The organism is Shewanella sp. QJM3NY_23 (assembly GCF_056173105.1).
In genome coordinates this window covers 2,182,645-2,198,871 of the sequence record NZ_CM149657.1, presented here as the reverse complement: position 1 = coordinate 2,198,871, position 16,227 = coordinate 2,182,645, and the positions used below count along the sequence as shown (strand labels likewise).

General features: G+C 42.8%; 13 protein-coding genes and 3 tRNA genes. 11 read left to right on the top strand and 5 right to left on the bottom strand.

The annotated features are described in order from the left end of the window. Positions 1-28: 28 nt before the first annotated feature. The 8 genes from uvrC (at position 29) to rplY (ending at position 5,982) form a co-directional block, all read left to right on the top strand. Positions 29-1,861, top strand: a complete 1,833-nt coding sequence (gene uvrC, locus AC0VXX_RS10005) for an excinuclease ABC subunit UvrC (RefSeq protein WP_475514115.1) — start codon at positions 29-31, stop codon at positions 1,859-1,861. Between the two features lie 47 nt (positions 1,862-1,908). Further along, positions 1,909-2,466, top strand: a complete 558-nt coding sequence (gene pgsA / locus AC0VXX_RS10000) for a CDP-diacylglycerol--glycerol-3-phosphate 3-phosphatidyltransferase (protein WP_475514114.1) — start codon at positions 1,909-1,911, stop codon at positions 2,464-2,466. A 204-nt stretch (positions 2,467-2,670) separates the two neighbouring features. Beyond that, positions 2,671-2,746, top strand: a tRNA-Gly gene (locus tag AC0VXX_RS09995). 29 nt (positions 2,747-2,775) lie between these two features. Next, positions 2,776-2,849 (top strand) — tRNA-Cys (locus AC0VXX_RS09990). Positions 2,850-2,888: 39 nt separating this feature from the next. Then, positions 2,889-2,974 (top strand) — tRNA-Leu (locus AC0VXX_RS09985). Positions 2,975-3,341: 367 nt separating this feature from the next. After that, entirely contained in the window at positions 3,342-4,922 is a 1,581-nt protein-coding gene (locus tag AC0VXX_RS09980) for a L,D-transpeptidase family protein (RefSeq protein WP_475514113.1), read from the top strand. An 89-nt stretch (positions 4,923-5,011) separates the two neighbouring features. Beyond that, on the top strand, positions 5,012-5,566 hold the full coding sequence (gene mepK / locus AC0VXX_RS09975; protein ID WP_475514112.1) for a peptidoglycan L,D-endopeptidase MepK: 555 nt from the start codon (positions 5,012-5,014) through the stop codon (positions 5,564-5,566). 128 nt (positions 5,567-5,694) lie between these two features. After that, positions 5,695-5,982 (top strand): 50S ribosomal protein L25, encoded by a 288-nt coding sequence (rplY, locus tag AC0VXX_RS09970; protein WP_110458937.1) that lies wholly within the window; start codon positions 5,695-5,697, stop codon positions 5,980-5,982. Between the two features lie 57 nt (positions 5,983-6,039). Here the strand turns inward: rplY and AC0VXX_RS09965 are convergent, their stop codons facing one another. The 4 genes from AC0VXX_RS09965 to sodB all read right to left on the bottom strand — a co-directional run bounded on the left by AC0VXX_RS09965 (position 6,040) and on the right by sodB (position 11,650). Next, positions 6,040-7,566: a SpoVR family protein gene (locus tag AC0VXX_RS09965; RefSeq protein ID WP_475514111.1), complete on the bottom strand. Its 1,527-nt coding sequence runs from the start codon at positions 7,564-7,566 to the stop codon at positions 6,040-6,042. A gap of 13 nt (positions 7,567-7,579) precedes the next feature. Next, on the bottom strand, positions 7,580-8,848 hold the full coding sequence (locus AC0VXX_RS09960; protein ID WP_475514110.1) for a YeaH/YhbH family protein: 1,269 nt from the start codon (positions 8,846-8,848) through the stop codon (positions 7,580-7,582). Positions 8,849-8,896: 48 nt separating this feature from the next. Then, positions 8,897-10,831, bottom strand: coding sequence for a PrkA family serine protein kinase (locus AC0VXX_RS09955; protein ID WP_475514109.1), 1,935 nt, complete (start codon positions 10,829-10,831; stop codon positions 8,897-8,899). 234 nt (positions 10,832-11,065) lie between these two features. After that, positions 11,066-11,650, bottom strand: a complete 585-nt coding sequence (sodB, locus tag AC0VXX_RS09950; RefSeq protein ID WP_475514108.1) for a superoxide dismutase [Fe] — start codon at positions 11,648-11,650, stop codon at positions 11,066-11,068. 229 nt (positions 11,651-11,879) lie between these two features. Between sodB and AC0VXX_RS09945 the strand changes: the two genes are divergently transcribed. Both AC0VXX_RS09945 and AC0VXX_RS09940 read left to right on the top strand, forming a co-directional pair. After that, positions 11,880-12,230: a Grx4 family monothiol glutaredoxin gene (locus tag AC0VXX_RS09945; protein ID WP_475514107.1), complete on the top strand. Its 351-nt coding sequence runs from the start codon at positions 11,880-11,882 to the stop codon at positions 12,228-12,230. A gap of 170 nt (positions 12,231-12,400) precedes the next feature. Beyond that, positions 12,401-13,417, top strand: a complete 1,017-nt coding sequence (locus AC0VXX_RS09940; RefSeq protein WP_475514106.1) for an IS110 family RNA-guided transposase — start codon at positions 12,401-12,403, stop codon at positions 13,415-13,417. Positions 13,418-13,675: 258 nt separating this feature from the next. Here AC0VXX_RS09940 and AC0VXX_RS09935 read toward each other — a convergent pair whose 3' ends face one another. Then, complete coding sequence (locus AC0VXX_RS09935) at positions 13,676-14,908, bottom strand: uracil-xanthine permease family protein (RefSeq protein WP_475514105.1); 1,233 nt, start codon at positions 14,906-14,908, stop codon at positions 13,676-13,678. A gap of 197 nt (positions 14,909-15,105) precedes the next feature. Between AC0VXX_RS09935 and AC0VXX_RS09930 the strand changes: the two genes are divergently transcribed. Then, positions 15,106-16,206, top strand: a complete 1,101-nt coding sequence (locus AC0VXX_RS09930; RefSeq protein ID WP_475514104.1) for a DUF2066 domain-containing protein — start codon at positions 15,106-15,108, stop codon at positions 16,204-16,206. Positions 16,207-16,227 lie beyond the last annotated feature (21 nt).

Sequence of the window (16,227 nt, the reverse complement as noted above, 5' to 3'; positions counted from 1 at the left end):
ATTGCTCCAGACCAACAAGCGTTTAGGTATGACTATCTCTGCATTTGATTCGACCCGCTTTCTCAAAACCGTCTCCTCATCCCCAGGTGTCTATCGTATGTATGATGCCCAGGGGACCGTTATTTATGTGGGAAAGGCTAAAGATCTTAAGAAACGCCTTAGCTCCTATTTCCGCAAAAATTTAAACAATGTCAAAACCGAAGCCTTAGTTTCGCATATCCATGATATTGACGTTACGCTAACACACAGCGAAACGGATGCGCTGATTCTCGAAAATGATTACATCAAGCAGTACATGCCAAAATACAATGTGCTGCTGCGAGATGATAAATCCTATCCTTATATTTTTCTCAGTCAGCATCAGCATCCTCGTTTAGCCTATCATCGTGGGCCTCAACGTGAGAGAGGCCAGTATTTTGGTCCATATCCTAATGGCGGCGCCGTTAGAGAAAGCTTACATTTGATGCAAAAGTTATTTCCTATCCGTCAATGTGACGATATCTACTATAAGGCGCGGTCCCGCCCCTGTTTGCAGTATCAAATTGGCCGTTGCAGCGCCCCTTGTGTCGGTAAAGTCTCCGATGAGGAGTACCAAGAACAGGTTAAACTCGCCACGCTATTTTTACGCGGGCGAGATCAGCAGGTAATGGGAACGCTGGTAGGCAAGATGGAACAAGCAGCACAAGCACTTAATTATGAGGCTGCTGCGCGTTTTCGGGATCAGATAAGTGCACTACGCCGGGTTGTCGAGCAACAAGAGGTGTCGGGCGGCAGCGGAGATATGGACGTTATTGGGGTGTACTTTGCCTCTGGCGTTGCTTGTTTTCATTTATTGTTTATCCGCGGCGGTAAAATTTTTGGGAGCCGCAGTTACTATCCCGCCGTACCGGATAAGACCGAACTCGATGAGGTTCTACGCGCCTTTATGCTGCAGTTTTATCTCAATTTCGACAGTCAACGTACGTTGCCAAAAGAGATCATCGTTAGCCATGACTTTGATGATATACATGAGTTGGAGCAAGCGATTGAACAGGCGCTCGCTAAAAGCGTGACGATTAAGACGAAGGTGCGCAGCGAACGGGCTAGTTTCTTGCGCATTGCCGATACCAATGCAAAAAATGCGGTTGAAACGCGATTATCACAGCAAAATACCATAGAGCAGCGATTCCTGTTACTCGAAGAGGCATTAGAGCTGTCGAATCCGATCCGTCGTATGGAATGCTTCGATATAAGCCACACCATGGGGGAGAGTACGGTGGCCTCTTGTGTGGTGTTTAATCGTGAAGGGCCTAATAAGTCAGAGTATCGCCGCTATAATATCAAGGGGATCACCCCTGGTGATGATTATGCGGCAATGAAGCAAGCAATTAGTCGACGGTTCGATAAAATCGATGCTAATGGCAAAATTCCTGATATTTTATTTATTGATGGCGGTATTGGCCAGCTCAGAATCGCACAGCACGTCGTCGATGAGAAATTTGCTCAGTTAGATATCGCCCCGACACTAATTGGCATAGCTAAAGGGGAAGGGCGTAAGCCCGGTTTAGAGACCCTTATTTATGGTGAAAATGAGCTAGTGTTTCATCTGCCGGCCGACTCGGGAGCACTGCATTTGATCCAGTATATTCGTGATGAGTCACATAGGTTTGCGATCACAGGTCACAGAAACAAACGCCAAAAAACACGTAACACCTCAACACTCGAGTCGATTGCAGGGGTTGGGCCAAAACGGCGTAAGGCCTTGTTACAATATTTAGGGGGACTTCAGCAAGTGAAAGGCGCAAGTGTGGCTGAATTAGCAAAAGTCCCAGGTATTAGCTTAGAAATGGCGCAAACAATACATGATGCATTGCGAGGGTAACAAAATTAAGGCAAGATTGGCGCTGCTTTTAGATAATTGGTTTCGTCATGCCGTTTAATGTACCGATAGCACTTACGCTGTTCAGGCTAGTTTTACTGCCTGTTTTTGTAGTTCTTTTTTATGTTCCTTATAGCTGGTCACCTTTTGCAGCTGCTTTTGTGTTCTGGTTAGCTGCAGTTACTGATGCACTGGATGGCTACGCTGCCAGAAAATTGCAACAGTCGACTCGCTTTGGCGCTTTTCTCGATCCCGTTGCCGATAAGATCATGGTGACCACAGCATTAGTGATGCTGGTGGCTGAATATGACCATATTTGGTTAACCTTGCCCGCACTATTTATGATTGGCCGTGAAATTGTGATTTCTGCGCTGCGTGAGTGGATGGCCGAAATAGGTAAGCGGGGCTCGGTTGCCGTGTCATGGATTGGTAAGTACAAAACCGCTGCCCAGATGGTGGCCATTGTCGGTTTGATTTGGCGTCCGAATGACTTTTTGACTTATACCGCCATTGTGCTGTTTTATGTCGCTGCTATTCTGACATTTTGGTCCATGGTTAGCTATATTATGGCTGCCTGGGGCGATTTAACCGACGAATCGAACAATTAGAGCGCAATGCGATCACTTAGTGTGCAAACGACATCAAATTGTAAAATAGTGCGTTGACACTGGAACTAAAATCGGTAGAATTCGATTCCGAAGTCAAGGGGAAGCAACTAAAGCTTAACCTAGATAACAAAGCAACATTGTTGATTAAACTTAAGTTAAACAAAATTTAAATTAAGTTTGAAAATAAATGTAGCAAAGAATGATGCGACATTAGCTCAGTTGGTAGAGCGATACCTTGCCAAGGTATAGGTCATCGGTTCGAACCCGATATGTCGCTCCAATTTACAGTGTAAATTGGACATTCAATTTGGCGCGATGGCAGAATGGCTATGCTGCGGATTGCAAATCCGTCGATCTCGGTTCGACTCCGGGTCGCGCCTCCACTTTAAGTTTTAGCGCAATAGCGATAAAACGCACACATTGCCCGTGTGGTGGAATCGGTAGACACAAGGGATTTAAAATCCCTCGCTGAATAAGCGTGCCAGTTCAAGTCTGGCCACGGGTACCATTTTAAGATGACAAAAAAGCCTCAACAATTGTTGGGGCTTTTTTGTTTCTGCTGTTTATTTATATATCTCTGCATTCCCATTCCCAGTTTGCTTGCCGCAAACCTTAACCAACATTATGTGCAACCTAATTAAATAGTCTTTAGTCTCAGCCCTAAACCCTATAACGATCATAATCGTACAGCAAAGCAGGTAGTAAAATACTGATGCTAGTGGGCCAAGGGATCGAGAAACTATGTTGGTAAACCTTATTTCAGTATCGCGTTATTTAGCTATTTAGTTTGGATAAACGGTTAGCTTATACAAAATCTGTCTTTATGTGTGGCATTGCTCGCGTGTATTTGCGCCATAATTACTCGAGGAGGGATTATGATGCGAAGTATAGTTACGGTAATTATCTTGCTGTGGGGGATGTCTACAGCTGTCTCAGAGACCAGAATGGAAGCCGCAACCACATCGCTGTTACAGCAAGTGCAGTTGATCTCTCTAATTGAGTCGAATGAACGTTTCTTACGATACCAGCGGATATTAACTGCAAATGAACCTTTATCTGTTGATGATTTTTATCAGATAAAAGATTCAGTCGCGCAATTTTGGCTGCAGAATGACATCAACGCTATTGCCCCCTATTTAATTAATGATGACGATCCCTATACCGCCGTGTTGGCGCTTGAGCCTGATGTTGAAGGTTTTTTGCCTGTAAACAACCGCATTCGCTATCTTTTGTGGTTAGCTAAGGTGCAGCCCTGGACAAGGATAGAACCCAATGGTTGGTTAAAGCCAGGTGATAGTCACCCTGATATTAGTGATATTGTTGAGCGCCTGAGATGGTTAGGTGATTATGATGAGCAAGATATCGATAAGAGCAATGTTAACCAAGACTATGTCACGCAAGACATGAGTGAAGGTAAGGAAAGTCAAAATATAGAGACATATAAAGTGGGGTCAGAATACCGTGGTTTGTTAAGTTCTGCACCAACACCAACACCAACACCAACACCAACAACATCCACGCCGGTCAATCATTCTGAGCCTTATCAATCCACCGACGTTTACGATGACAAATTACGCCGCGCAATATTAACTTTCCAAGAGCGTCATGGACTCAACCCCGATGCCATTATTGGACCTGCAACCCTGCGCTGGCTCAACTTAACACCGACAAATCGTGCTCGGTTGCTGGCAGTCAATTTTGTTAATCGTGCTAAATATATGCACAACATAGGTAAGCGGTATTTGCTGATCAATATTCCGGCTTATGACTTAGTTTTGGTAGATGAAGATCGAACCGTGCTGCAGTCTAAGGTGATTGTGGGTAAGCCTTATCGGCCAACACCCGTTATACAGGGGGAGATCAGCAATTTAGTGATCAATCCCAGCTGGCGTGTGCCAAGGCGTTTACTTAAATACGATCTACTGCCTAAAGTTCGCCAAGATGGTGGTTATATTAATCAACATAATTTTGAAGTGTTTAATTACTCGGAGGAGTTAGTGGTAAAAAGCGATGAAGAGTGGCGAGATCTTGCTAGAGGTCATTTTCCTTATCGCTTAGTGCAAAAGCCGGGTGTTAATAACACCTTAGGTCGCTATAAATTGTATTTTCCAAATCAATACAGCGTCTATTTACATGATACCCAGGATAAAGCCCTTTTTGCGCGAAGTGATAGGGCGTTATCTTCAGGGTGTATTCGCGTCGAAAAAGTCGAGCAGTTGGCTAACTGGATAGCATCGAACCTAGTGCGTGATAAACAGACTTGGGTCGACATGCAAATTGAGCGAACAAAAACGCAATGGTTCGCCTTTGATGATAAATTACCAGTGCACCTTGTTTATTGGACATCCTGGCTTGATGAACACAATATTGCCCAGTTTAGGGATGATATATATAAGAAAAATCAAAATATTATTTCGGATCTACAGGCCAATAATGCCTCAAACCCTGATGAATAAAGGGCTGTGGCAAAACATTAGCTTGATCTCACCATCAAAACCGTTTAATTTATGCGCTGTTTTTGTGCAAATAATGAACGGTGGTATTGATGTCAATAGTGTGTCCTTCACGTAGGCAGTTGTTGTTAGGCCTAGGTGGTGTAGCAATGTTTTCGATGGTGTCTCCTAAAGTAAAAGCGAGTCGTTCAACTAAAGGCGTACGTAGCTTGAGCTTTTATAACAGACATACAGGGGAAAAGGGGCAAGGAAGCTATTGGATTGATGGGAGTTATCAGGATAATACTCTCACAGATTTTAATCATATTTTACGAGATCATCGGCAAAATGAAGTGGCTCCAATGGATAAGCGATTATTCGATCTACTTTATTTACTCAAACAGACGTTAAATATAGATGATCAACATGAATATCATGTGATTTCTGGTTATCGTTCACCGAAAACTAATCACATGTTAGCGCAAAAGAGTAATGGCGTAGCAAAGAAGAGTTACCACATGAAGGGAATGGCAATGGATATTGCGATACCTGATGTTAACTTAAAAGATTTGCGTGATGCCGCGGTGTCTTTAAAGTTAGGTGGTGTGGGCTTTTACCCTAACTCTGGGTTTGTACATGTGGATACTGGACCGGTAAGAACTTGGTAATACTAAGGGGGTTAACAAGTGTTTGTGTCGTAGTCTGGGTTATGCTAGTATTCGCTCGCTTTAAATGAGGTCATCGTTGGTCGAAAGCGATGGTCACCTAAAACTTTATTATATTAAGTGAGTAAATTATGTCTTACGCAATTACCGCACAAGCCCGTACTGAAATAGGGAAAGGTTCGAGCCGCCGCCTACGTCATGCTGGTAAAGTTCCTGCTGTTATCTATGGTGCGGGTAAAGAACCTGTTTCTATTGAATTCGAACACAAAGATATCATCAACATTCAAGCGAATGCTGATTTCTATACTTCTGATATCACTATCGTTTTAGATGGTAAAGAAGTTAAGGTTCGTGTTCAAGCTATGCAACGTCACGCGTTTAAGCCTCTTATCGAGCACGTGGATTTCACTTTCGCTTAATGCGAGATTGAATAAGAAAAAGCGCCTATTTGGCGCTTTTTTTATGGTTGAAATTGCTTATATTTGATCTAATTCTGCCTGTTTGTCAGGGCAAGTTACGATGATCCTTGTATCACCTTGTTCACTTAGTTCTTCTAATGTCACTGAAAATCCCCATAAACGGTGTAGATGTTTAACGACCTCTTTACAGCTATCATCTAAAGGGATGTTGTTGATGGGGATGTACCTTAATACCAATGAACGATCGCCAGATATTGCCACGTTCTGCACTTGAATATTAGGTTCAAGATTAGATAAATTATATTGCTGTGATAACATTTGTCGTATGTCCTTATAGCCTTGATCGTCATGAATAGCCGAGACATTTAGGTAATTTTTTTGGTCATTATCAAGAATACTAAACAGCTTAAATTGGCGAATGATATTAGGTGATAAATACTGACTGATAAAACTTTCATCCTTAAAGTTTTCCATCGCAAAATGCAGGGTATCTAGCCAGTTGCTCCCAGCTATTTCCGGGAACCAACGTTTATCCTCCTCTGTTGGTGACTCACAAATACGTCGAATATCCACAAACATATTAAAACCTAGTGCATACGGGTTAATACCACTGTAGTAGGGGCTGTTGTAACTGGGCTGCGCGATAACGTTAGTGTGGTTTTTTAAAAACTCAATCATAAAGCGGTCACTGACGAGACCGTCGTCATAGAGGTGATTCAAAATGGTGTAGTGCCAGAAGGTTGCCCAGCCTTCATTCATCACCTGAGTTTGTTTCTGTGGATAAAAATATTGACTCATCTTTCTGACGATACGCACAATTTCACGTTGCCAGGATTCCAATAGCGGTGCGTTTTTCTCAATGAAATAGAGGATATTTTCTTGCGGCTCGGCAGGAAAACTCGTATTTGACTGCGCTTTTTCAGCAGCGGGCATTAAGGGAATGGTTCGCCATAAATCATTGACTTGGCTTTGTAGATATTCTTCACGTTCTTTTTGACGAACTTTTTCCTCTTTTAACGAGATTTCACTGGGCCTTTTATAACGATCAACCCCATAGTTCATCAAGGCATGGCATGAGTCGATGATGAGTTCGACCTGTTCGGTGCCGTAACGCTCCTCACATTCGCGAATATAATTTTTTGCAAATACTAAGTAATCTATGATTGAACTGGCATCGGTCCAGGTTTTGAACAGATAGTTGCCTTTAAAAAAACTGTTATGGCCAAAATTAGCGTGAGCCATCACTAAGGCTTGCATGGTGATGGTGTTTTCTTCCATTAGATAAGCGATACAGGGATCGGAGTTGATGACGATTTCATACGCTAATCCCATTTGACCGCGTTTATAACCCTGCTCGGTTTCGATAAATTTTTTGCCAAAGGACCAGTGAGTGTAACCGATTGGCATACCGATACCGGCATAGGCGTCCATCATCTGCTCGGCTGTGATCACTTCAATTTGATTAGGGTAGGTATCGAGTCGATAATGAGCTGCGACACGTTCAATTTCCGTCAGATACGATTGCAACAAGTCGAATGTCCAATCTGGACCATCATCCAATCTCTTACTATTATTTGAACTCATAATTGTCCCCTTATTAAACCGCTTGTTTCTTAAACAGCTCTCTAAACACTGGGTAAATATCTTCAGCTCGTTTTATGTGTTGAACTGCAATATTATCGTGAGTTGTTTGAAGCCCTTCATACTCACGCCACAAGGTTTGATGGGCACGATTAGTGATTTCGATGTAGCTGAAGTAACGCACTACGGGGAGTAATTTTTTTGCTAATAACTCGCGGCAGGCTGGTGAGTCATCAGCCCAGTTATCACCATCTGATGCTTGAGCGGCATAGATGTTCCATTCATTTTCAGGATAACGTTGTTGTTGAATGTCGTGCATTAATTTAAGTGCACTAGATACTATAGTGCCGCCTGTTTCTTGTGAATAAAAAAATTCATGCTCGTCTACCTCTTTAGCTTGAGTATGATGCCGAATATAGACCACATCCAAATTACTATAGGTTCGAGTGAGAAATAGGTAGAGTAATATGTAGAATCGCTTTGCCATATCCTTGGTGGCTTGATCCATAGAGCCAGACACGTCCATTAAACAAAACATTACCGCCTGACTTGAGGGGACTTCACGTTTTGCGTAGTTGTTGTAGCGCAAATCGAAGGTATCGATAAACGGTACTCTGGCTATTTTTGCCTCTAATTCGGCTATCTGCTGCTGTAAGCTAATGATCTTTTCAGCTTCAGAACCTGGTGTTTGCTCCAACGCTTCTAGCTCTGCTTGAAGTTCGGTTAATAGGGCTTTTTTTGATGATGACATGGCAATGCGCCGTGCCAATGAGGAGCGCAGTGAACGCACTATATTGATATTGGCAGGCACGCCATCATTGGTGAACCCTGCACGATAGGTTTGGTATTCTACCAGTTTATTGAGGCGATTATTTTGTAAGTTCGGCAGTTCAAGATCTTCAAACAACAACTCTAAATATTCATCTTTAGATATTTGAAATACAAAATCATCTTGTCCTTCCCCAGAGTCAGATGCATCACCTTGTCCGCCGCCTTGACCTTGTCCTTTGGGCGGGCGTTCAATTTTATCTCCTCGAGCAAATTGATCGTTACCCGGGTGAACCCGCTCTTTAACGCCACCACGGCCTTGATGAAAAGTGGGCTCGCTAATATCACGGGTAGGGATAGCAATTTTTTCACCTTTGTCTACATCGGTAACACTGCGCCTAGTCACCGCATCGCTGACCGCTTTTTTAATTTGTTGTTTATAACGATTGATAAATCGTTGCCGATTGACTGTGCTTTTTCCCTTAACATTCAATCGTCTGTCAATAAAATTAGCCATGCGCACCTCCAAACAACTCGTGGGGAGAGATCTCCCCACCTAATATTATCAAGATGATTTACGCACGCGCAGATACCATTCTGATAAAAGTCTTACTTGCTTCTTGGTATAGCCTTTCTCCATCATTCGATTGACAAAATCATCGTGTTTACGCTGATCATCGGTCGAAGTTTTGGCATTAAAAGAGATAACCGGTAATAGATCTTCAGTATTGGAGAACATTTTCTTTTCAATAACAGTGCGCAGCTTTTCATAGCTGGTCCATAGTGGGTTAGAGCCTTCATTGTTAGCTCTAGCTCGTAATACAAAATTAACAATCTCATTGCGAAAATCTTTTGGATTACTGATCCCTGCTGGTTTTTCAATCTTTTCGAGCTCAGCATTAAGGGCGGCTCTGTCAAATAGCTGGCCGGTTTCTGGATCTCTATATTCTTGATCTTGAATCCAAAAATCAGCATAGGTAACGTAACGGTCGAAAATATTTTGACCATATTCTGAATAGGACTCTAAATAGGCCGTTTGAATTTCTTTACCAATAAATTCAACATACTTGGGAGTTAAGTAGCCTTTTAAGAACTCTAGGTATCGTTCTGCCGTTTCGTTAGGAAATTGCTCTTGTTCGATTTGTCGCTCGAGCACATAAAAAAGGTGCACCGGATTGGCGGCTATTTCACTGTGATCGAAGTTAAATACTTTAGAGAGAATTTTAAAGGCGAAACGGGTCGATAATCCTTGCATACCCTCATCGACACCAGCGTAATCACGGTATTCCTGGTAAGATTTAGCTTTGGGATCTGTATCCTTTAAGCTCTCACCATCATAGACTCTCATTTTTGAGTATATCGATGAGTTATCAGGTGTTTTAATGCGAGACAATACGCTAAATTGGGCCAGTAGCTCCAAAGTATAGGGAGCACATGGGGCTTGTGATAACTCAGAGTTGAATAGCAATTTTTTATAGATTTGAATCTCTTCAGACACCCGCAGACAGTAGGGGACTTTAACAATATAGACGCGGTCTAAAAACGCTTCGTTAGTTTTATTGTTTCTAAAGGTGGTCCATTCTGACTCGTTAGAGTGCGCTAAAATGATACCGTTGAAGGGCAGGGCTGAAAGCCCTTCAGTACCATTGTAATTACCTTCTTGGGTAGCAGTTAGTAGTGGATGTAGCACCTTTATAGGGGCTTTAAACATCTCAACGAACTCCATTAACCCTTGATTGGCTCGACACAGTGCACCCGAGTAGGAGTAAGCATCGGCATCATGTTGGGCAAAATGTTCGAGTTGGCGAATATCGACTTTACCCACGAGTGAGGAGATATCCTGATTGTTCTCATCGCCAGGTTCTGTTTTGGCAATGGCCAGCTGATCTAAAATATTAGGATAGACTTTAACGACCTTAAATTGAGAGATATCACCGCCGAATTCATGGAGACGCTTGACGGCCCATGGCGACATAATGGTTTTGAGGTAGCGCCCCGGAATGCCATATTCACTCTTGAGCAGCTCGGCATCTTCATCAGGATTGAATAAGCAAAATGGATGGTCATTCACTGGGCTACGCACTCCATTAGCACTGAGTACGTAAATAGGTACATGCTGCATTAATGATTTGAGCTTTTCTGCTAGGGATGATTTACCACCACCTACAGGCCCAAGTAAATATAAGATCTGTTTAGATTCTTCAAGACCTTGTGCCGAGTGTTTTAGATAGGCCACTATCTGTTCTATCGCTTCCTCCATACCGAAAAAATCTTTAAATGCAGGATAGCGAGAGATTAAACGGTTGGAAAAGATTCGGCTTAAAATCGAATCTTTTGAGGTGTCGATAACCTCAGGATCACCGATTGCAATAAGCAGGCGTTCGGCTGCCGATGCATACGCAATACGATCGTCTTTGCAAATGGCTAAAAATTCTTGTAGCGAATATTCTTCATCTAATTTCTTTTCATAGCGCTGTTGATAATGCTCGAATATGCCCATTTTCCACCCCCTGAAGCCAGCAATAAATCTTAAGGGGCAACTGAACTTTCAGTTACCTACTCCTAATGATAGACGGGAAATGTGAGTTGGGTAGCAAAAAGTATAATGAAAACAATAACAAAACATTGCAAATGCAACTGTTGCATATGTGGCTGATGATGATTTGTTTAAAAATCCTTAGATTAAAAACAAAAAAGGAGCCATTAAGGCTCCTTTTTGTTGTGACACTATTCATTAAGCAGCGAAGTTGCTGTTAACAAATTCCCAGTTCACAAGCTCCCAGAAATGAGCAAGATAGTCAGGGCGCACATTACGGTAATCGATATAATAAGCGTGTTCCCACACATCAACAGTCAGTAGTGGTGTTACACCATCTTCTGTTAATGGTGTCGCTGCATTGCTGGTATTGACGATAGCTAAAGAGCCGTCTGCTTTTTTTACTAACCAAGTCCATGCACTACCAAAGTTGTTCACTGCAGAATCAGTAAATTGTGCTTTGAATGCATCGAAAGAGCCGAAGGCTGCATCAATAGCGACTGCAATATCACCAGTGGCAACGCCGCCGCCATTTGGCGATAGGCAGTTCCAATAGAAAGTGTGGTTCCAAACTTGAGCCGCATTATTGAAAATACCACCAGTAGAGGTCTTGATGATCTCTTCTAGGCTTTTCTCGGCAAGTTCAGTACCTTCAATTAGGCCGTTTAGCTTCACAACATAAGTGTTGTGATGCTTACCATAATGGTATTCAATCGTTTCTTGGGAAATATGGGGCTCTAATGCGTCTTTTGCATAAGGAAGTGCTGGTAATTCAAAAGCCATGTTTTTTCTCCATTGACATTCAATTGTCTTTTCTGTTTGCTCACAGCTAGCCATTCTACCTGATAAAATTGTGATGTGAATCATTGTTTGGCTGATTTTACCGATTAATTCAATCGTTAAATTATTCTATTCAATAACCTTGGTAAAAGTAGGTTTTTGTTCTTAGTCATCCTGACGTACAATAGGCAAAATTGTTTAAGTAGCTTTGCTGCAATATTTAGGAAAGAAGATGCAAACAAATGAAACTGTAGAAAAAATCAAACAGCAGATTGCTGAAAACCCAATCATCGTTTACATGAAAGGTTCACCTAAGCTACCTAGCTGTGGATTTTCATCTCAGGTGGCACAGCTTATGATTAATTGCGGTGCACAATTTGCTTACGTTGATATTTTACAGCATCCCGATATCCGCGCAGAACTGCCTAAGTATGCTAATTGGCCTACTTTCCCGCAGTTATGGGTTGAAGGCGAACTTATTGGTGGCTGTGATATTTTGACTGAAATGTATCAAAAAGGTGAGTTGCAAACTTTGATTAATGAAACTGCGGCAAAATACCCTGCACAAGACGCAGAAGCCTAATCATTACTCGAGTGCTGTTAGCTAAAGCGCAATATATGGCGTTAATTAAATTATAATTAGCTTAGGCATTTACTAAATATTAAAAGCCCTTCGATTGAAGGGCTTAATTAGATGGTCCGCCTCACCCCTAAGCTAAGCTTAGGGTTAGGCAATCAAAGAGGCGAACCATCATGTCTACTATTAAAGTCATTGGGATCGATTTAGGCAAATCTTCTTTTCACCTTGTTGCTCATGACCATAGCGGTCGAGAGCAATTTCGAAAGCACTTATCTCGTACAAAACTTATTGCGTTTTTAGCTCAAACACCCGCCACCATCATCGCGATGGAGTCATGTGGTGGCTCACACTGGTTAGCCAGAAAGTGCCAGTCTTTTGGGCACGAAGTTAAACTCATTCCCCCGCAGTACGTTAAACCTTACGTTAAAACCAATAAAAATGATTATATTGATGCCGATGCGATAGCGGAAGCATCAACGCGCCCATCGATGCGCTTTGTTGGTGTTAAAACTGAAACTGCTCAGGTTATCTCAGTGCTCCAACGTATTCGTTCTAGTTACGTAAAAGAGCGTACCGCGTGCATGTCCCGTATTGGAGCTATCTTGCTTGAATTTGGTATGAGCTTCCCTAAAGGACATAGCAAGATGAAAGCCTTGTTTCAATGGCTTGCCGATAATAAAGAGCCCATTCCTCCGATGTTAATGCAGGAGCTAATTGAACATCATGAATACTATGAACAACTTAATGAGCGTATTGCAGGACAAGATAGAAAGCTGAAACAGCTTGTCGAGCAAAGTGAAGACGCTCAATTGCTGAAATCTATTCCTGGTGTAGGAGATTTAACAGCAAGCCAGTGCTTAGCCGATATCTCTGATGTGAGTCACTTTAAAAACGGGCGCCAGTTAGCTGCGTGGATAGGATTAGTCCCACACCAATACTCAACTGGCGGTAAAAGCACGTTATTAGGAATAAGTAAGCGCGGCAATAAAGCGCTAAGAACCTTGTTCATTCATGGTGCTCGGTCGATTTTATCTAGGCCTGAAGTCGCGGTGGCGGTATTTGGAGAATGGATACTTGAGCTTAGAGCGAGAAAGCCATTTAATGTAGCAGTTGTTGCTTTGGCGAATAAATTAGTGCGGATAGCGTGGTCAGTGTTATCGACCAAGCAAGCATTTGAAGTAAGAGTTTAACCCGAGTTTGCAGATGATAGAGAAGATGACAGAACGGTCAGACCACTAGATTGAAGACCTGACATAAAAAACAGCAACGCAGTATGCTTTTGGCTTTTTGAGGACAATCTAGCGCGGAACTCATCGTGGAGCGGGTGGTAAGCACCTAATGAAGACTCCGAATACATTAGCGCAAACCAACCTCGTTATCGAAAATATCATTTGCAATAACGAGGCGGACCATACATTTTTATGTTTAATTTAAGCCTAGTAGATGTGTTACTCGGTAAGCGCTGCTTCTGGCTTAGTCGCTGGCAGTAATAAGTTCATGGTAATGGCGACAATACCACATAGGCTAATACCGGTTAGGCTGAATGACCCAATACCAAAGGCCATGCCACCAATACCAAAGACTAAAGTAACACCTACGATGCACAGGTTCCTCGGCTCGCCCATATCGACCTGATTTTTGATGAGCGAGTTAAGCCCAACTGCCGCAATAGAACCAAATAATAAACACATAATACCGCCCATCACTGGAATGGGGATCGTTTGCATCAGTGCTCCCAGTTTACCCACAAAAGCTAAGGTGATTGCGGTGATGGCAGTCCATGTCATGATGCGGGGATCAAAACTTTTGGTAAGCGTTACCGCGCCCGTGACTTCTGAGTATGTCGTATTTGGTGGCCCGCCAAGTGCAGATGCTGCTATGGTGGCAATGCCGTCACCACTTAAGGTGCGATGTAGGCCGGGCTTTTTCATGTAATCTTTACCAGTAACGTTTGAAATCGCTAAAATATCTCCGATATGTTCAACAGCAGGGGCTATTGCCACAGGGATCATAAAGGCGATGGCGTGCCAGTTAAACTCAGGGGCAACGAAGCTTGGGATAGCAAACCAGTTGGCGTTATGTACTGGGGTGAAATCAACAATGCCCATGGCTAAACTGAGAGAATAACCCACAATGATCCCAGCTAAAATCGGCATCAATTTGGCAACGCCTTTGGCAAATATGGCTACCGCGATGGTAGACAGTAGCGATGCTAAAGAGATCATTAATGCTACGCTGCCATCAACCAAAACTAGGCTACCATCGCCGCTTTTACCTAAAGCCATATTGACCGCAACAGGGGCCAACCCTAGGCCAATCACAATGATGACCGGCCCAACGACCACTGGCGGCAATAAACGCTTGATAAAACCATCACCACGTACTTTGACGATACTTGCTAGAATCAAGTAAACACAACCGGCCGCCATGAGTCCGCCCATGGTCGATGGGATCCCCCAAGTTTGTACGCCATAAAGAATAGGCGCAATAAAAGCGAAAGAGGAAGCGAGGAAGATAGGGATTTGTCGTCGGGTGACAAGTTGAAACAACAGGGTGCCCAAGCCTGCTGTAAATAAAGCGACATTAGTATCAAGGCCAGTTAATAGTGGCATTAATACCAGTGCGCCGAAGGCGACAAATAACATCTGGGCGCCTTGTAATGGAATTGCTAAACGATTCATTTTCATTCTCTTTTTTTAGGTAAACCGAACAATTTTAACGTTTAGTCATTTCATTTGCATTAGTTACGGTCACATTATTTTGCATTGGGTTAAAAAAAATTAATAAAAAATCACCTCAGGCAAGGGGGGATGCAGGCAAGAACCGCACAAACTGTGTTACACTGCAGCCATTGTATTTAGTTAAAGTATTGATATAGATGTTTAAGCGTCTTACCTATGGTTTGTTTACCACCATCATCTTGATGGTTGCACATATAGCCGTTGCGGCAGAAGTGACTGAACTTGATATGAGTATTGTCAAGGTAGCGGACCGTACCACTAAAACGAAAAATAGCGCATTAGCACAAGCATTGCACAATGTGATACTTAAAAATACCGGCAATAAAAGTGCCTTATCAGCGCCGAGTATTGTTGCTGCACTTAACAACCCTACCGCACTTATTCGTCAGTTTGGGTATCAAGAAACCGACGGTCAGCAATATTTACGTGCTACTTTCGATCATCAAAAAATAATCCAATTACTTCGTGATGCTCGGTTGCCTGTATGGGGAAGCCAGCGTCCACTCACTCTCATTTGGTTAAGCTTGCAGCAAGATGGTCAACGTGCCATTTTGAATGACTCATCAACGTCAGAGAGCCGAGCCTATATTGATGAATTAGCTCAGGCTCGTGGACTACCGGTATTGTTGCCAATGATGGATCTTGATGATGCGATGAATGTTAGCGTCAGCGATGTGCGTGGCTTATTTGTCGATGCAGTCGCTAGCGCATCTGCTCGTTATAATACCGATTATTTTATGATGAGCTCGATTGAACCTACCGCAGACAATCAATTACATTATTCGATGGTATTGTATCCAAGAACCCAAGGCGGTGCTTTGTTTAATCCATTGGTACAAGACGCTGGAGTGGTTACCGATATTGATAGTGCCCTTAATCAGATGTTTTTAACGATAAGTGAATATTATGTCAGCCAGTACGCGGTTGCCGATAGCGGTGCAGCACTCAGTGCTCAACTTACTTTTATCGACATTACTGAACGTAAACAACTGGTTGATATTGAAAACTACCTTACCCAACTGAGTGCGGTAAAACAGGTTTCGTTAACACGGTTACAGGGTGGGGCGGCCCAGTTTACTTTAGCGCTATTTGGTACTAAAGCAGATCTTATCCGTCTACTCAGTTTAGAATCAAGAATTAAACCGCAGTCTGTGTTAACGCCTATGCCAGTAGGCGGTGCTGATCCGTTAGCACCATCACAGAGTGAGACCATTAACTATATTTGGCTTGGTCATTAATGTAAGCTGGGTTCCATTATG